The sequence below is a fragment of the Pseudomonas sp. HY2-MNA-CIBAN-0224 genome, assembly GCF_040310285.1.
GTDB lineage: Bacteria > Pseudomonadota > Gammaproteobacteria > Pseudomonadales > Pseudomonadaceae > Aquipseudomonas > Aquipseudomonas helleri.
Map to the genome: position 1 here is coordinate 340906 of NZ_JBEOPQ010000001.1, position 16965 is coordinate 357870.

Consider the following 16965-nt stretch of genomic DNA (forward strand, 5'->3'; position numbering starts at 1 on the left):
TTTACACAAATGGAGGGTTACAAGGCTTTGGCCATGTCGCGCAGTACGTATTTTTGGACTTTGCCTGTAGAAGTCTTGGGCAGAAGAGTGAAAATCACGGTGCGCGGTACTTTGAACCCGGCCAGATGCTCGCGGCAAAAGCTGATGATGTCGGCTTCGCGCACCTGCTGGTGATCGGCCTTCAGGGTGATGAACGCGCAAGGGGTTTCGCCCCATTTTTCATCGGGGCGCGCCACCACGGCCGCTTCCATGACCCCGGGATGGCGATACAAGACCCCTTCAACTTCAATGGTAGAGATGTTCTCGCCACCGGAAATGATGATGTCTTTAAGGCGGTCGCGGATTTCCACATAACCGTCCGGGTGGCACACGGCCAGGTCGCCGGTGTGGAACCAGCCGCCTTCGAAGGCTTCTGCGCTGGCGCTGGGGTTTTTCAGGTAGCCCTTCATCACCGTGTTGCCGCGCATGAATATCTCGCCCATGGTTTCACCGTCACGCGGGGTCGGCTTCAGGGTTTTCGGGTCGGCCACCATCACGCCTTCCAGCGTGGGATAGCGCACGCCTTGGCGAGATTTGATCTGGGCGCGTTCGGCCAGGGTGTGTTCGTTCCATTTGTCATGCCAGGCACAGATGGTCACCGGGCCATAGACCTCGGTCAGGCCATACACATGGGTGACTTTAATGCCCATTTCTTCCACGGCACCAATCACTTTGGCCGGGGGCGCCGCGCCTGCGACCATGGCGTTTACTGGGTGATCGATAGCTGCCTTTGCTGATTCCGGCATGTTCACCAGTGCATTGAGCACAATGGGGGCGCCACACAGGTGGGTAACCTGGTGTTCACGAATCAAGGTAAGGATTTTTTGCGGGTCGACCCGGCGCAGGAACACATGCACCCCGGCCAGCGCGGTGATGATCCAGGGGTAGCACCAGCCGTTGCAGTGGAACATCGGCAGGGTCCACAGGTACACCGGGTGATTGCCAATGGCCCAGACCATCTGGTTGCCCAGGGAGTTGAGGTACGCGCCCCGATGGTGATAGACCACACCTTTGGGGTTGCCGGTGGTGCCCGAGGTGTAGTTGAGCGCAATGGCTTGCCATTCATCTGCGGGCCATTGCCAGTCGTAGTCAGGATCGCCTTCGGCAAGTACCGCTTCGTAATCCAGCGCGCTAACCGGCTGGCCTTCACCGTACTCGGGGTCATCCACGTCGATGATCAATGGTGGATGATCAAGCATGGCCACTGCTGCGTGGATCACTTCATGGAATTCGCGGTCGGCAATCAGTACCTTGGCCTCGCCATGCGCAAGCATGAAGGCGATGGCCTCGGCGTCGAGGCGCACATTCAGGGCATTCAATACGGCGCCGACCATGGGCACGGCAAAATGCACTTCGAGCATGGCCGGGATATTGGGCAACATCACGGCGACGGTATCGTTCTTGCCAATCCCGCGCCCGGCCAGCGCGCAGGCCAAACGACGGCAACGGCTGTAGGTTTGCGCCCAGGTGCGGCGAATAGAACCGTGGATAACGGCGGGGTAGTCGGGGTAGACGCTGGCGGTGCGTTCGATAAAACTCAGAGGCGACAGGGCAATATGGTTGACGGCAGTAGGCTCAAGGCCCTGCTCAAAAATCGACATGATGGTCATTCCGGTGGCTGATTGTTAGCTCTAATGGCTGCCCGCTCTTATGCTGTCGAGAGGGTCAGTTTTATGTCCGGTCTGAGTTATAGCTCAGTTTGTATTTGATATGGAAGTAATACCTAAGCAATATAGTATTTGTTCTATATTTAATCGTGACCTGACCCGCGGATGCCCCATGCCTGTTTCACTGCTCACCCATGACCCGCAACCTTCAGTAGTCCTTGACGCCGTTGGCGCGCCGTTGGCGGTCAATCCGGCATTGTCACGGCTGCTGGCAGGCACGCCACTGGCCGAGGTGCGCAAGTTGCTGCCGGGCAATATCGATGAGCTGGTTCGCGCCTGTTTGCAACAAGAACGGGCGATTGAGCAGGTCCAGGCGCAGTCTGCGCAACACCTGTGGCTGTGGACGCTGATACCGATACCTGAAAGCCAGTGTGTCGTGGCCCGTGGCCGGGAGGCGAGTGCCGAACTGCTGGCCGGACGTGAAGCCGCCAAAGCCCGGCGCCTGTATCGGCTGATTACCGAGAACACCACCGACCTGATCTCACGGCATACCCCGGACGGGCGTTTTCTCGATGCCTCGCCAGCGTCCTGGACGTTGCTTGGCTATTGGCCCGAGCAACTGCGCGGCAGCCGGGCACAGCGTTTGTTTCACCCGCATGATCTGGCCCAGGTGTTGCGCCAGGCCCGTGATGCACTTGAGCTCGATGGGTATCACACCATGACCTACCGGATTCGCCATCAAGCCGGGCATTACCTGTGGTTTGAAACCGCCAGCCGGGCAATTCGCGAAACCTATACCGGCGCGGTGGTTGAGGTGGTCAGCGTGTCGCGAGACATCACCGCGCGCATTCAGGCGGAAGAAAACAAGCGGCGCCTGGCAGAAGTAGTCGAGGTCAATCCTGATCCGGTGTTGTTTATTGATCCGGCGGGCGGGGTGTCTTATCTCAACCCGGCGGCCAAGCGAATTCTCGGTTTATCGTGTGGGAAAAGTGTTATTTCGCTGGCGGATTTTTTAAGCGCTGGCGATCTGGCGCAACTGCAGTCTGTGGGCTGGCGCAGTGCTGAAGAACACGGCTTGTGGAGCAGTGAGGCCCGTCTGCAGCCGTTGAATGGCGAACCCTCGGTGCCGGTGTCTTTATTGCTGCTTGCCCATCGTGCCACCTCGGGTGAACGGTTTTTCTCACTGGTGGCCCGTGACATGCGCGAGCGCGAACTGCGTGAAGCCCAGCAGCGCCATCATCAGGATGAACTGGCCCATACCGCCCGGCTGGTGACCCTGGGGGAACTGGCGTCCGGCATTGCCCACGAAATCAACCAGCCGCTGGCCGCGGTGATGAATTATGCAAATGCCAGCCAGCGTTATTTGCAAAACCTGGCCACCACCCCCGAGGCTGCAACCCGTGTCGCTAAAGGGTTGGAGCGAATTACCCTGCATGCCGGGCATGCCTCTGAAGTCATCAAGCGTTTGCGCGGTTTTTTACGCAAGGGCCGGCGCACGTTACAAGCGCTGGACGTCAGTGAAGTGGTGCGCCAAGCGGTCAATCTGTGCGCGTGGGAAGCCCGTGAGCGTCAAGTGACGATTGAGCAGGAGTTGCCGGCCATTCTGCCGTTGGTGTATGCCGACCGGGTGTTGCTGGAACAGGTGTTGCTCAACCTGCTGCGCAATGCCATTGACGCCAATTGCGAGCAGCAGCCGGGGCAGCCTTCGCGTATCCGTATAAATGTGCAGGCCGCACGTGCTGGCGAGTTAAGCATTAGCGTCGAGGATCAGGGCCCAGGCGTCACAGCCGAACAATTTGAGCAACTGTTCACCCCGTTTTACACCAGCAAGGCCGAAGGACTGGGGCTGGGTTTGTCGATGAGCCGCAGTATCATCGAGGGCTTGGGCGGTGAGCTTGATGCCGAGCCACAACCCCACGGGCTGCGCATGTGCTGCCGTCTGCCATTAATGGCCGTCACCCCACAACTAGAAGAGAGCAATTAAGCCATGACAACCCCGCAGCACCACGTGGTCTACGTCGTCGATGACGATCAGGGCATGCTCGATTCAACCGTCTGGTTATTGGAGTCGGTCGGCCTGAATGCAGTGCCCTTTACCAGTGGCCAGGCTTTTTTGAGCGCCGTGGATCCGGCCCTTAACGCCTGTGTGGTCCTGGATGTCCGCATGCCCGCCATGGGTGGCCTGAATGTGCAGCAAGCGTTACAGGAACGCGGGTTAACCCTGCCGGTGATTTTTGTCAGTGGGCATGCCGATGTGCCTATTGTGGTTCGTGCGTTCAAGGCGGGCGCCCATGACTTTATCGAGAAACCCTACAACCAGCAGTTGCTGCTCGACAGTGTGCAGCAGGCCTTGAGCGGCGGTAATGCGCGGCAAAGCGCCGGCCAGGAACTGACGGAGCTTGAAGCTCGCCTGCACAGCCTGACACCCCGTGAGCGCGATGTGTTGTTGCCGCTGGTCAAGGGCTACACCACCCGTGAAATTGCTGAGCAATTGGCGGTGAGTGCAAAAACCATCGACCTGTATCGGGCCCGCGTGATGAAGCGCATGCAGGCTGAGCACTTGCCGGACCTGGTGGGCATGGCGATAGCGGCGGGGCTGGTGGATCCGCTTAAGCTGCGGGCAACGCTGTAAAGCTTGCCTTGCGATCTTTCAGAAGATGAAAAGATCGCGAGGCGAGCTCGCTCCTACAGATTTGGGGTGTCTAGGGTGTTGCGTTCGAGTACTGGATAGCCCAGCGCCGCAATGTGGTGGTGCACGCGGCGGTAGTCGCGCAGTACACGCTGGAAGATATCGCCTGACTCGGCCCAGGCGGTTTTGTCGTTTTGCAGTTTGCGAAAGTGCTCGCGGCTGGCGCGGGCTTCGAGCTGGCGCACGATTTCTTTGTGACTCACCAGCCTGTTTGCCGCCGCTATGTCTTCGCGCAAGAAAGCGGTGATCGCCAGGTTTAGGCTGTCCAGCAAGGCCAAGTGCAGGCCCTGGATGTGCTGCATCTCAAAGGTCGAGAAATGTTCGCCACGGCGAGCCCGGCGAATCGCCAGTTGCGCAAGGTTGCTGAGGATGTCGCCCGCATGTTCCAGGTTGATCACGAACATGAGGATTTCCTGGGCGCGATCGGCGTCATCGTCGCTCAAGCCGTCCTGCCCTATGTCCGCCAGATAGGCGCGAATCGCCGCGCTTAACATATCCACGGAGTGGTCCAGCTGGCGCACTTTGTCGAAAGCCGCTTGATCGGGCTTTTCGAACAGTTGCAGCACCTGATTGAGCATTAGCGACGCCATGTCCGCCAGCCGCAACGCTTCACGCACTGCATTGGAAAGGCCGATATTGGCCACTTCCAGCCCGGCTTCGTCCAGGTATTGCGGCATGCCCGGGTCTGCAGGACGTTCTTGCTGCGGGAACAGGCGGCTCAGGCCGTTGGCCATTGGTTCGATCAGGCCGATACACAGCACCGCCAACGCCAGGTTGAACGCTGTATGCAGGTACACCACCAAGTGCGCAGGGCCGAGGTTGGTCTGGGCCAGTTGGTTGGCCAGCAGCGGCAGCCACGGCAACAACAGCACGGTGCCCAGCAGGCGAATCAGCAAGTTCCCTACGGGCAGACGACGCGCCACGGTTGAGCCGGCACTGAGTACCGAGGGCAACGCGCCGCCGACGTTGGCACCCAGTACCAAGGCCATGGCGGTGACCGGGGCCATCATTCCGGCACCGGCCAGGGAAGCAATCAACAGCACCACGGCCACACTTGAATGGCACAGCCAGGTCAGCAACACCGCGGCCACGACGGCAATGATCAAGTCACCATCCAGGCTTTGCATGACCGCACGAAACACCGAGGTGGCCTCCATGTGGCTCAGGGTTGCACTGAGCAAACCCAAAGCCAGTAGCATCAGCCCCAACCCGATCAGCGCGCAGCCGATGCTTTCGTAGCGTGAGTCGTCGCGCAGGCGATACACGATAAAGCCGGCCAGCAGCATGATTGGTGTGGCCAGCGACGTGTCGAAGCTCAGCAGTTGCACCACCAGGGTTGAGCCGATGTTGGCGCCGAGCATCACGGCCAACGCTGGCGCCAGGCTCAAGGTGCCGGCGGCGGTAAAAGAGGTGGCCATCATGCTCACGGCGGTGCTGCTTTGCAGCACGCCGGTGATGCCAATGCCGGACAGCAGTGCCATCCAGCGGTTATTCAGATTGCGCCCCATCCAGTTGCGCAGTTGGGTGCCGAAACCGCGCAGCAGCGCGGTAGAAATCATATGAGTGCCCCACAGCAACAGTGCAATCGCACCGGCCAGGTTGAGCAAGAGAGTGGTTCCTGACATGAGGAATCTCCACAAAACAAACATTCATGTTTACGCCATCTACACACAAGGCCGGGCTGACGCGAAACCGCGTCAGCCCGGCTTTTTACGTCAGTACCACTGTTTGAAACGGCGGATGTAAATAGTCTTCATCAGTTGTGCGACGCAGCAGTAGCTGACCAGCGTCGCGATCAGCCATGGGAAGTACGCCAATGGCAGCGGCTCCAGGCCCACCAGGGTGCCCAGCGGCGAGAACGGTACGTAGATACCCAGTGCAATGACAATGACGGTCATCATCATCACCGGCCATGCGGCGTTGCTCTGGAAGAACGGGATCTTGCGGGTGCGCAGCATGTGCACCACCAGGGTTTGCGAGAGCAGCCCTTCGATGAACCAGCCGGACTGGAACAAGGTCTGCACGTCGACATTGTTGGCCTTGAACACGTACCACATCAGGGCAAAGGTGGTGATGTCGAAGATCGACGAGGTTGGCCCGATCCAGATCATGAAGCGGCCAATGTTCTTGGCGTCCCATTTACGCGGCTTTTGCAGGTATTCCTTGTCCATCCGGTCCCATGGCAGTGCCAGTTGGGAGATGTCGTACATCAGGTTTTGCAGCAGCAGGTGAATCGACAGCATGGGCAGGAACGGGATAAAGGCGCTGGCCACCAGTACCGAGAACACGTTGCCGAAGTTGGAGCTGGCGGTCATGTTCAGGTACTTCATGATGTTGCCGAAGGTTTCGCGACCTTTGAGCACGCCTTCTTCGAGCACCATCAGGCTCTTTTCCAGGAGGATGATGTCGGCCGACTCCTTGGCAATGTCGGTGCCGCTGTCCACGGAAATCCCCACATCGGCATCACGCAACGCCGGGGCATCGTTGATGCCGTCACCGAGGAAGCCTAGGGTGTGACCATTGGCCTGCAACGCCTTAAGTACCCGGGACTTCTGCAACGGTGTGAGCTTGGCAAATACCGTGCGTTGCTCGACTTCGTGCTTGAGGGTGGCATCGTTCATGGCTTCGATTTCCGGCCCCAATAGCGGGGTTCCGGGTTCAAGGCCAACCTGACGGCAGATTTTGCTGGTGACAACCGCGTTATCGCCGGTCAGTACCTTCACCGCTACGCCAATGTCTTGCAGGGCGCGGATGGCCGGGCCTGCGGTTTCTTTTGGCGGATCAAGGAAGGTCAAGAAGCCGCGAATCACTAGGTCGCGTTCATCTTTGGTGGTGTACTGCTTCTGCGCGTTAGCCTTGGGGATGTCTCGGGTGGCCACCACCAGTACCCGGAAGCCGTCCTCGTTGTATTCAGTGGCCCGTGCCAGCAGTTCAGCGCGGCGCACGGGATCGAGTGCTACCTGGACACCGTTTTCCATCACATGGGTCGAAATGCCGAGCATCTCCTCGACAGCGCCTTTGCACACCAGCAGGTGATCGCCACGGTTGTCCTTGACCACAATCGACAGGCGACGACGCTCGAAGTCAAACGGCAGTTCATCGACCTTGCTGTAGGCGAAAGGCAGCTTGAACTTTGGATCGCGCTCGGAAAACTGCACCACCGCCTGATCCATCAGGTTGCGGATACCGCTTTGGTGATGGCTGTTGAGCCAGGCCAGCGCCAGTACCGATTCATCGCGTTGGCCGTCAGGGCCGACATGGTGCTCCAGAATGATGTGGTCCTGGGTCAGGGTGCCGGTTTTGTCGGTACACAGCACGTCCATCGAACCGAGGTTCTGGATGGCATTGAGGCGCTTGACCACGACTTTGCGCTTGGCCATGGCGGTGGCGCCTTTAGCCAGGTTGGCACTGACGATCATCGGCAGCATTTCTGGGGTCAGACCGACCGCCACCGCCAGGGCAAACAGGAAAGCATCGCCCCAATCGCCCTTGGAGAAGCCATTGAGGAAGAACACCACCGGCACCATCACCAGCATGAAGCGGATCAACAACCAGCTGACGCTGTTAACCCCGCGATCGAATGCGGTTTGCGAACGGGAGCCGACAATCGCCTTGGCCAGAGAGCCAAAGTAAGTCCGCGGGCCGGTGGCAACCACCACAGCTCGGGCCGTACCGCTGACCACGTTGGTGCCCATAAAGCAGATGTTGGGCAGGTCCAGCAGGTTGCTTTGATCAGCCGCTGCATTGGAGGCAGACTTTTGCGCCACATTGCCCAGGGTGTCGTACTTCTCTACGGGCAAGGCTTCACCGGTCAGCACCGCCTGGCTGATAAACAGGTCGCGGGATTCGATCAGGCGTATGTCGGCGGGGATCATGTCCCCGGCGGACAGTTGCACAATGTCGCCGGCCACCAGTTCACGCATGGGGATTTCCAGCACTTTGGCGGGTGCGCCAACGCGTTCGCGGCGCAATACCGTCGCCGTGGTGCGCACCATGGCTTTCAGGGCTTCGGCTGATTTGGCCGAGCGGTGCTCCTGCCAGAAGCGCAGAAAACTGCTCAGGCCCACCATCAAGGCGATGATGATGACTTTGGTCAGGTCGGTTTCTTCACCGTCACGCAAAGGCAGCCAGTAATCGGTAAAGAAGCTGATAACTCCCAAGGTCAGCAGTACATAAATGAAAGGGTTGTGCAGCGCCATCATGAACTGCACGACCGCGTGAGGCGGCTTGTCGTGAGCCACTTCGTTATAGCCTTCATGTTCCAGGCGATCAGTTGCATCCAGCAGGGTCAGGCCATCCGTGGTGGCCCGGACATTGGCCAGGGTGGCGGCCAGGCCGTTTTGCGCTTCCCGTGCAGCGCGCATCGACAATTTGCTGTTTTCGCCTGCATTGTTCTTGTCTCGAACGTTGCTGTTTTTTACCGCGCTCATGGTCATGCTCCTGTCGCCAACGCTCGACAAAACATACCTTGGCTTGCCGTATTAACGACGAGCCAAAGTATGCCGAGTCGCAGATATCGCGATCGGTTTTAATAAGTGTTTAAGTGCGCTTTAAAATCCCGCTACAACAATTAACTTACTAGTTGCGCAGCGGGTGGCTACTGGCTTCTTCCATAGGGAACTCCAGTTATTCAACAGTGGTTTAAAGCCTGTCAGTGGTCAGCGCCAGGCGCGACTCTGAGGCTCCTGAAGGTCGGCCATGCTCCAGCGCTGCTCCAGTTGACCTGTGGCAGGGCTGACGCGCCAATGCACCTGATGGTGCGCAGGTTTTGCGCCGAAAACGGGGGATGAGAAGGGCGTGCGAGCGGAGCGCGCAGTGCCGGGCTCACGGGCCAATTTAACCCGCATGCTTGAGGTAAAGGCGCGAACGCCAGGTAGAACAAAGGCTTTAAAGGTCATAACACACCTCGTAACCGGACGGCTGCCGGGGAGGTCGTTACGTTGGAGCGTCAAGCTCTAGCGCAGTTGACCTCGCCCAGCAGGCGAGTCCCGTCAATGTCTGGATTGGGTGCCCGGTCAGGCGTTTTCACGCAGGCCGGGCAGCGACTAGATACTGTGTCCATTAGCTTCTTTTGTGAGTGAGTAAAGTGCCGACTGAGTCGGCCCATGCAATCTACTGAGACGGGTATATCAAGTCAACGTTAAACACCAGCAAGTGCGGGCGGTACAGGGAGTGTTCAGAAACTTGAAAGAGCGCATTGAACATTAAGTTTCAATAAGGCACTTATATGACAGTTACAAATTAATATCAGATCACCTATACCTCGTAGGAGCGAGCTCGCCTCGCGATCTTTTGATCTTAATAATTAAAAGATTGCAGCCAGCGTGCTTCGGCAACGCCTGCAATGAGTCAATCTGCGGCTATAAGTGCGCGTCGGATCTATAGGTTTGGGTTATATTACGGCGTGTTTCAACCCGTACCGAGAGTGGTTGTGTCGATTAAAGACCCCGCAGCATTACAGCTTGTTCAAGCGCCTGTAGCGCTTTACCTGCAACAGTTGGCAGCGTCCAGCCGCCAGACCATGCGCTATGTGCTGCAGGACGCGGCTGATCGTTTGGGCGTCGATGATGTCGCGATTGAGGAATTCCCCTGGCATCAACTGCAGCCGGGGCATATCACGGCGTTGGTGGCGGCCCTGCGTACCGATGGTTATGCGCCCAATACGTCGTCTTTGTATGTGAATGCGATTCGCGGCGTGATGAATCAGGCCTGGCAGCAGAGCCTGATCACTCAGGATCAACTGCTTAAAATTCGCGCGGTCAAGGCGGGCGGTGGTTCGCGGCTGATCAAGGGCCGCAACCTGCGCCGCACGTTGATCCGCGAGCTGATGGATGTCTGCGCTGCGGACCCGCGCCCTCAGGGGCTGAGGGATGCCGCGATCATTGCAATTCTGTATGGCTCGGGCATGCGTAAATCTGAGTCGGTGAATATGGACTTGCGTCAGGTCAACATGGCCGAGCGCAGCTTGCAGGTCTTGGGCAAAGGCAACAAAGAGCTGATCAAGTTCGCCCCGGCCTGGGCCTTCGAAAAGCTCCAGGTCTGGCTCGATTTTCGCCGCGAGCAATTGCCAGAAGGCGTCAGCGACGACACGTTTTTGTTCAACCGGATTCGCCGTGGCAGCCACATCACCCGTGAGCGCATCACCAAACATGCGATTTACTACATCGCCAAGCAGCGCGGTAAACAGGTGGGCGTGGATATCATGCCCCATGACTTTCGGCGCTCGTTCATTACGCGGGTGATTGAGGAATATGACGTGTCGATTGCTCAGAAACTCGCCCACCACGCCAACATTGCCACTACCGTCAGCTATGACATGCGCGATGACAACGAGCGACGCAATGCCACTGACCGCTTTTCGCTGTAATCCGCACCAGCCGCCGAAGCATTTTGAAAAATTAATGAACCCTCGCGCCTACAGCCCGCCTAAAGTTTTACAACTAGCGAGGTGATGTATGGAAATTCCTACGTTTTGGGCTGTGATAGCCGTCATTCTGCTGCTACTGGAGCTATGGACCATTCGCGGGGTGCTGAGAAGCAATGCACCGGTGAACAGCCGGTGCATGTGGGTGGCCGTGGTGATCTTTGTGCCGCTGTTCGGCATGTTGGCGTGGTTGCTGGTGGGCGCCAAAAAACACGCCCACCCTAAGTCTTCGAGCTAGCGCCATGCCTGGCGATGATGAACGTTGCGATTGTCCAGCCCGGATAATCGCTAACGCCCATCGCATGTGTCGCTTGCTGTGGCATAGGAAGGTGGAGCAGCAGGTGATGTAAAATCTTGTAATAACAATATGCGCTGACTGATGCGGGAGTCGCTGTAGGATTGCCTCCCGAATTTCATCAAGGCCTATATGAACACCCTCCTGGAGCCTCCCAGTTTTTTCTTGCACCCCGCATCCGTTTTGCGCTTAGTCGCCACCCTTGAATCTCCCACGCGTTTCCCAAATTTATTGGGCACGGGCAATACGCCCGTTGCTTCGCATGCTTGTGCGCGTCATTCGTTGACCCCGATGTTTCGAGAGGCTGAATAACCGATATGGAATGGATTGCAGATCCCACGGCCTGGCTTGGCCTGTTGACTTTGATCGTGCTGGAGTTGGTACTCGGCATCGATAACCTGGTGTTTATTGCCATTCTGGCGGACAAGCTGCCACCTGAGCAGCGCGACCGTGCACGGGTTATCGGCCTGACGCTGGCCCTGTTGATGCGTTTGGGCCTGCTGGCCAGCATCTCGTGGATGGTCACGCTGACCGAGCCGTTGTTTGAAGTGTTTGAAAAGTCCTTCTCTGGTCGAGACTTGATCATGCTGTTTGGTGGCCTGTTTCTGTTGTTCAAGGCGACTATGGAGTTGCATGAACGATTGGAAGGCCACGTTGCCGAGCGCAAGTCGAATGCGGTGTACGCCATGTTCTGGCCGATCGTTGCGCAAATCGTCGTGCTGGACGCGGTGTTCTCCCTCGACGCCGTGATTACGGCAGTGGGCATGGTTGAGCACTTGTCGGTCATGATGATTGCCGTTGTAATCTCCATCGGCCTGATGATTATTGCCAGCAAGCCGTTGACCAAATTCGTCAACAGCCATCCGACCGTGATCATGCTCTGCCTGGGCTTTTTGATGATGATCGGTTTCAGCCTGACGGCGGAAGGCTTGGGCTTTCACATCCCTAAAGGCTATCTGTATGCGGCCATCGGTTTCTCGATCTTGATCGAGCTGTTTAACCAGATCGCCCGCTCGCGCCGCAAACGCAGCTTGCAAGGCCTGCGGCCGATGCGTGAGCGCACGGCCCATGCGGTAATGCGCCTGCTGGGCGGTCGCAAGCTGAACGAGGATGAAGTGGGTGAGGAAATTGCCGATATGCTCGAAGGCGGGGAGTCTGAAGAGGTCTTCCACCGACGTGAACGGATCATGATCAGCGGTGTGCTGCAATTGGCAGAACGCCCGATTCGCACGGTGATGACCCCGCGTGCCGAGATTGATCATATTGATCTGACCGACTCTGAGGAACAGATCCGCACCACTCTGATGCATTCTTCGTACTCGCGATTGCCTTTGATCAGGGAAGGGCGCATCGATGAACCATTGGGTTTTGTACACAAAAAAGAGCTGTTAAAGGAACTGTTGGCCGGTCACAAACCCGACCTTGAGGCGATGGCGCGCAAGGCAATCAACCTGCTGGACAGCTTCACCATCCTCAATGCCCTGGAGCAGATGCGCAAAGAGTCGACTCACATTGCGTTTGTGATCAACGAGTTTGGCGACTTTATCGGCATCCTGACCATGACCGACATTCTTGAGTCGATTGCCGGTGAACTGCCGGACGCCAGCGAAATTGCAGGCCCGAATATCGTGGCGCAAGGGGACGGGTATTTGGTCAGTGGCGCCTTGAACCTGAGCCAGATCAGTCGGCATACCGGCTTTACCGCAAGGCCGACGGATGATTATCAAACACTCGCCGGCATGGTCATGAGTTTGCTCGATCGATTGCCGGTGGTTGGCGACAAACTGACGTGGGAAGGCTGGAGCCTGACCGTGGTTGAAGTCGAAGAACGCCGCGTGACGCGAGTGTTTTTGACGAAGGAAGGGGTGTAGCAGCTGCCGAGTTTTACGAGGCTGCGTCCGGTGGCGCAGCCGTCGTAAGCCTTCAGTCATATCCGGAGTTATGGATGTACGATTGCTTCGCAATCGAACGTAGCCTCGCGGAGCTCGGCAAGTGCTACGATGGAAACCCTTGGGAGCCGGACAATAAAAACCCGCCTGTTGAGGCGGGTTTTTTATTTACAGCAACTTACTGGTTGTCAGGCAATGCATAAGCAATCACGTAGTCACCACGATCAGGTGACTGGCGTGCACCACCGGCGGTGATCACTACGTATTGCTTGCCGGTTTTCGGCGAAACAAAGGTCATCGGGCCACCTTGGCTGCCGACGGGCAAGCGGGCCTTCCAGGCTTCTTCACCGTTGGCCGAGTTGAAGGCGCGCAGGTAGTAGTCCTGGGTGCCTGCAATAAATACCAGGCCGCCTTGAGTAGAGAGGGTGCCACCCAGGGTTGGCATGCCAATTGGCAGTGGCAACTTCATTTTGATGCCCATTGGGCCCGTGTCTTCAACGGTGCCCACGGGTACTTGCCAGGCAATTTTCCGGGTTTTCATGTCGATAGCGGTCAGCGTGCCGAAAGGCGGCGCCTGGCACGGAATGCCGGCCACGGACAGGAAGCGGTTTTTGTTTACAGCATACGGCGTACCTTTAAGCGGTACAGCGCCCATACCCGTGTTCAGCGCTTCGCCACCGGAAGAGGCCTTGGCGTCTTTTTTCTGCGGCACCATCTGGCTCCACAAGCCCAGACGCATGTCATTGACGAAGATGAAACCGTGCACCGGGTCAGTCGACAGGCTGCCCCAGTTCATACCACCTAGCGATCCTGGAAAGCTCAGCGAAACGTCAGTACCCGGCGCGGTGTAAAGGCCGTCGTAGCGCATTTTCTTGAAGGCGATACGGCACAGCATCTGGTCAAACGGCGTGGCGCCCCACATGTCCGACTCAGTCAGCGTTTGCGCGCCGATCTGCGGCATGCCCACCGATTTTGGCTGGGTTGGAGAGTAGGGTTCGTTCGGGATGTTCGAGGCCTTGACCGGAACTTCTTTCACTTCAGTCAGCGGCTGACCGGTGTGGCAATCCAGCACATAGATCTGCCCGGCCTTGGTACCGATCACTACGGCAGGCACTTGAGAACCATCGGCCTTGGTGAAGTCGATAAGGCTTGGCTGCATCGGCAGGTCAAAGTCCCACAAGTCATTGTGGACGGTTTGATACACCCACTTTTCATCACCGGTGGTAGCGTTCAGTGCCAGTATCGAGGCGCCGTAGGTGTGATCCAGCGACGTACGTTCAACACCATAAATGTCGGTGGACGAGCTGCCCATCGGCAAGAAGACAGTATTCATCAGCGGGTCATAAGACATCGGCGCCCAGCTGTTCGGTGTGCTGCGAACATAGGTTTTGCCGTCAGCCGGAGCTTGTTTGTCTTGCGGGTTGCCCGGGTCAAAAGCCCAGCGCATGGCGCCGGTGACCACGTCGAAGCCACGAATCACGCCGCCTGGCATGTCGGTCTGCACGTTGTCGGCAACCCGACCACCTACCACCACGGTCGTACCGGCCATCAACGGCGCAGACGAGAGCTGGTAATAAGAGTCAGGCACATCGCCCAGGCCGGCCTTTAAATCAACCTGGCCGTGAGTACCGAAGTCTTCACAGAATTTGCCAGTATCGGCGTCGACAGCAATCAGGCGGGCGTCGATGGTGTTGGTCAACAGACGACGCTGGCAAGCAGCACCCGACGCCACATTGACGGTAGCGGCCGGGGTGCTGCCATCGGTTGGAGCAGCGATGGCAGCGGTGGCATCAAAGTAAGCCAGGCCACGGCAACGCTGCCAGACAGCCGATTTGGCGTTGATTTCGTTCTTCCACAGCTCTTTGCCGGTGTCGGCATCCAGCGCGATGATGTTGTTGTGCGGGGTGCAGATAAACACCTTGTCGCCCACTTGCAGCGGGGTCATTTGGTCTTCTGCGCCGTTGCCATCGCTGAACGCGATGTCGCCGGTGTGGTAAGTCCAGGCCGGCACCAGCTTGGACACGTTGCTGCGGTTGATCTGATCCAGTGCGGCAAAGCGACTGCCACCTTCATCATTACCGTAGTGTTCCCAGTTTTTCTGCGCTTTGGCTGGATCAACCTTGGTCAGGCCGGGGCCGTTACCTGTAGGTGCAACCGACGCGTGGGGCTGAAACATTCCCCAGAAACCCACAACAATGGCCACTGCGAGGGCAGCGCTCAGCGCATAACCACCGTTACCCTGCAGACCATTGGCCTTGCGCAGCGTCGGGTAAGCCAACGCCACTACCAGGCTCAATACGGCCAGGGCAAACAGTCGTGAAACCAATGGCCAGAACACCAGACCGGCATCTACGACCGACCAGATAACCGATGCCACCATCACCGCTGCAAACAGCCAGGCACCGACCACACGGCGTTTAAACATCAGCACCGAAGCAACGAGCATCCCGATACCGGCGAGGACGAAGTACAGGCTGCCGCCGAGCGTGGCGAGATAACCGCCGCCCGCTATAAACAGCAAGGCGAAGACCAACACGCCCAAGGCGGCGATCCAGATTGGCCAACGGCTGACAGTGGCCGCAGGTTGAGACTTATTCATGGCGCATGACCCTATAGATGCATGAAAGTGATAAGGAATTCAGGGTAACCAGCCCATAACACTAGCGCTGATTTCCGCGAAGGAAGCTCAGGCGGATGCCGCATCGTCTGGAGCAGACAGATGCACATGGGTTATGAACTAAATGGTTAATTACCGACACAATATCAAAAAAATCGCGCCTGCGACAAATTGTCAGTCGTCATGAGCGAGAAACACTGTTGTGGAACGCGTAATAATCGAGGGGAGAAGGAGGGCGATACAGAAGGAGAAAGGCGGGTTTGTTTGCTATTTGTGGGGCCCACGAACAGGCACGATGCCGCGTTCGTGGGGAGAAACCTGGTCCAAGGGCGAGGAAGATGAGATTGCCGTACGTTTTACCCATCGCGAGTGCGGGCACGACATTGGTTTGGGAACTGTGTGCCCAAACTGTGGCATACACGTTGAGCGTAAAGACCTGGAAGCAAAAATCAGCGAACAATTTGCCGCAGAACGCGAACAAAGGCGGGTGGCTTATAAAGCGAAGTAAAAGGTTAGAAGTTGGGGTTATTTAACTCTACTAAATGACTGTTTAGTTGAGTTATACCCAAAGAGTGCTTAGAGAAGGCGGCGGCTAAACATATGTGTGTGACTGGTCAGGGCACTGTTATTCATTTCCTGCTGGATTTTTGAGAAAACCCTATAGCCATAAAGACACAGCCCGGTATCCAGAAACCAGCGTTTCCAGTGCCTAAACCCACGGCTAACATCGAGATTCCTACTGCAAACACAATGCTTTCTCCATGAACGAGGGCTTGTAGCAAGGGGCCAAATCTAGCACAAAGATCAGCTTGGGTAGCACATCAGGTATTCGGCCTGGCCTGTTTGCTCGTCAATTTGCTCTTTGACCCGTTTAAAACCTTGCGACGTGTAGAAGCCGACACTGGGCGTGTTTTCCTTGTAAACAGAAAGGCTCAACTCCTTGCGAAGACACTTGGCATGATCGAGTAACTGTTTACCAAAGCCTTTACATCTATGCGCGGGTATGCGCGGGATCAACAAACAAAGCAGCCAATTGCCTATCCAACAAAGAATAAAACCCGAATACATCCTCTGAATCCTCAAGGACAAAGGTCTCCGAAGCAGGAATATAAACGTCTCGCATCGACTCAATATTGGCTTGCCAAAAAGACGCGTCGATAAAATCATGCGCCTTGATGGATGCACTCAGCCAGATATCCAGCAGTCGATCCATGTCGCGTGGTTCAAATTTTCTGATCATTTTTAGTTCCAAAGGTTGGTGAATGCGAAGGTGGTGATTATGTATGCAGGAGAGCATTCAGTGAGGTGCGCATGGTGTGTGTGGATTGATAGAGAAGGATTGATCTGAAGATTTCAGGGGTTGTAGAGGATCGCCATTTCCTGGCTTTAAATCTGGCCTGCGCTG

The 16965-nt window shown here is 57.0% G+C and carries 13 protein-coding genes; 6 read left to right on the forward strand and 7 right to left on the reverse strand.

Features of this window, described 5'->3' with window-relative positions:
• Positions 1 to 17: 17 nt before the first annotated feature.
• A complete protein-coding gene (locus tag AAEZ03_RS01725) occupies positions 18 to 1640 on the reverse strand; it encodes an acyl-CoA synthetase (RefSeq protein WP_350575450.1) in 1623 nt (540 codons plus the stop codon).
• A 178-nt stretch (positions 1641 to 1818) separates the two neighbouring features.
• On the opposite strand from AAEZ03_RS01725, the gene AAEZ03_RS01730 reads away from it, so the two are divergent.
• Both AAEZ03_RS01730 and AAEZ03_RS01735 read left to right on the forward strand, forming a co-directional pair.
• Positions 1819 to 3630, forward strand: coding sequence for a PAS domain-containing sensor histidine kinase (locus AAEZ03_RS01730; RefSeq protein WP_350575453.1), 1812 nt, complete (start codon positions 1819 to 1821; stop codon positions 3628 to 3630).
• Positions 3631 to 3633: 3 nt separating this feature from the next.
• On the forward strand, positions 3634 to 4278 hold the full coding sequence (locus AAEZ03_RS01735; RefSeq protein ID WP_350575456.1) for a response regulator transcription factor: 645 nt from the start codon (positions 3634 to 3636) through the stop codon (positions 4276 to 4278).
• A gap of 53 nt (positions 4279 to 4331) precedes the next feature.
• Here AAEZ03_RS01735 and AAEZ03_RS01740 read toward each other — a convergent pair whose 3' ends face one another.
• The 3 genes from AAEZ03_RS01740 to AAEZ03_RS01750 form a co-directional block, all read right to left on the reverse strand.
• Positions 4332 to 5960 (reverse strand): Na/Pi cotransporter family protein, encoded by a 1629-nt coding sequence (locus tag AAEZ03_RS01740; RefSeq protein ID WP_350575459.1) that lies wholly within the window; start codon positions 5958 to 5960, stop codon positions 4332 to 4334.
• A 90-nt stretch (positions 5961 to 6050) separates the two neighbouring features.
• Positions 6051 to 8765 carry a magnesium-translocating P-type ATPase gene (mgtA, locus tag AAEZ03_RS01745; RefSeq protein ID WP_350575462.1) on the reverse strand — a complete coding sequence of 905 codons (2715 nt, stop codon included), beginning with the start codon at positions 8763 to 8765 and terminating at the stop codon, positions 6051 to 6053.
• Positions 8766 to 8993: 228 nt separating this feature from the next.
• The gene (locus AAEZ03_RS01750; protein ID WP_082158144.1) at positions 8994 to 9233 is read right to left on the reverse strand and encodes a hypothetical protein; all 240 of its coding nucleotides are present in this window, start codon (positions 9231 to 9233) and stop codon (positions 8994 to 8996) included.
• A 533-nt stretch (positions 9234 to 9766) separates the two neighbouring features.
• Here AAEZ03_RS01750 and AAEZ03_RS01755 point away from each other — a divergent pair.
• The 3 genes from AAEZ03_RS01755 (at position 9767) to AAEZ03_RS01765 (ending at position 12925) form a co-directional block, all read left to right on the forward strand.
• Positions 9767 to 10702, forward strand: coding sequence for a site-specific integrase (locus AAEZ03_RS01755; RefSeq protein ID WP_502947876.1), 936 nt, complete (start codon positions 9767 to 9769; stop codon positions 10700 to 10702).
• 88 nt (positions 10703 to 10790) lie between these two features.
• Positions 10791 to 10997, forward strand: coding sequence for a PLD nuclease N-terminal domain-containing protein (locus AAEZ03_RS01760; protein WP_350575466.1), 207 nt, complete (start codon positions 10791 to 10793; stop codon positions 10995 to 10997).
• Positions 10998 to 11371: 374 nt separating this feature from the next.
• Complete coding sequence (locus tag AAEZ03_RS01765) at positions 11372 to 12925, forward strand: TerC family protein (RefSeq protein WP_350575468.1); 1554 nt, start codon at positions 11372 to 11374, stop codon at positions 12923 to 12925.
• A gap of 196 nt (positions 12926 to 13121) precedes the next feature.
• On the opposite strand, the gene AAEZ03_RS01770 is transcribed toward AAEZ03_RS01765, so the two are convergent.
• On the reverse strand, positions 13122 to 15542 hold the full coding sequence (locus AAEZ03_RS01770) for a glucose/quinate/shikimate family membrane-bound PQQ-dependent dehydrogenase (protein ID WP_350575471.1): 2421 nt from the start codon (positions 15540 to 15542) through the stop codon (positions 13122 to 13124).
• A 313-nt stretch (positions 15543 to 15855) separates the two neighbouring features.
• On the opposite strand from AAEZ03_RS01770, the gene AAEZ03_RS01775 reads away from it, so the two are divergent.
• The gene (locus tag AAEZ03_RS01775) at positions 15856 to 16068 is read left to right on the forward strand and encodes a hypothetical protein (RefSeq protein WP_123749146.1); all 213 of its coding nucleotides are present in this window, start codon (positions 15856 to 15858) and stop codon (positions 16066 to 16068) included.
• A gap of 296 nt (positions 16069 to 16364) precedes the next feature.
• Here the strand turns inward: AAEZ03_RS01775 and AAEZ03_RS29220 are convergent, their stop codons facing one another.
• A complete protein-coding gene (locus AAEZ03_RS29220) occupies positions 16365 to 16628 on the reverse strand; it encodes a GNAT family N-acetyltransferase (protein WP_502947877.1) in 264 nt (87 codons plus the stop codon).
• Positions 16552 to 16800, reverse strand: coding sequence for a GNAT family protein (locus tag AAEZ03_RS29225; protein ID WP_502947879.1), 249 nt, complete (start codon positions 16798 to 16800; stop codon positions 16552 to 16554). Before AAEZ03_RS29225 ends, AAEZ03_RS29220 begins: the two co-directional genes overlap by 77 nt.
• Positions 16801 to 16965 lie beyond the last annotated feature (165 nt).

What these genes read in the sequence shown, in the direction of transcription:
- AAEZ03_RS01740 (WP_350575459.1), bottom strand. Translation starts at nt 5,960, where the DNA reads ATGTCAGGAACCACTCTCTTGCTCAACCTGGCCGGTGCGATTGCACTG.
- AAEZ03_RS01760 (WP_350575466.1), top strand. Translation starts at nt 10,791, where the DNA reads ATGGAAATTCCTACGTTTTGGGCTGTGATAGCCGTCATTCTGCTGCTA.
- AAEZ03_RS01770 (WP_350575471.1), bottom strand. Translation starts at nt 15,542, where the DNA reads ATGAATAAGTCTCAACCTGCGGCCACTGTCAGCCGTTGGCCAATCTGG.
- AAEZ03_RS01750 (WP_082158144.1), bottom strand. Translation starts at nt 9,233, where the DNA reads ATGACCTTTAAAGCCTTTGTTCTACCTGGCGTTCGCGCCTTTACCTCA.
- AAEZ03_RS01765 (WP_350575468.1), top strand. Translation starts at nt 11,372, where the DNA reads ATGGAATGGATTGCAGATCCCACGGCCTGGCTTGGCCTGTTGACTTTG.
- mgtA (WP_350575462.1), bottom strand. Translation starts at nt 8,765, where the DNA reads ATGAGCGCGGTAAAAAACAGCAACGTTCGAGACAAGAACAATGCAGGC.
- AAEZ03_RS01730 (WP_350575453.1), top strand. Translation starts at nt 1,819, where the DNA reads ATGCCTGTTTCACTGCTCACCCATGACCCGCAACCTTCAGTAGTCCTT.
- AAEZ03_RS01775 (WP_123749146.1), top strand. Translation starts at nt 15,856, where the DNA reads ATGCCGCGTTCGTGGGGAGAAACCTGGTCCAAGGGCGAGGAAGATGAG.
- AAEZ03_RS01735 (WP_350575456.1), top strand. Translation starts at nt 3,634, where the DNA reads ATGACAACCCCGCAGCACCACGTGGTCTACGTCGTCGATGACGATCAG.
- AAEZ03_RS01725 (WP_350575450.1), bottom strand. Translation starts at nt 1,640, where the DNA reads ATGTCGATTTTTGAGCAGGGCCTTGAGCCTACTGCCGTCAACCATATT.
- AAEZ03_RS29220 (WP_502947877.1), bottom strand. Translation starts at nt 16,628, where the DNA reads ATGTATTCGGGTTTTATTCTTTGTTGGATAGGCAATTGGCTGCTTTGT.
- AAEZ03_RS29225 (WP_502947879.1), bottom strand. Translation starts at nt 16,800, where the DNA reads ATGATCAGAAAATTTGAACCACGCGACATGGATCGACTGCTGGATATC.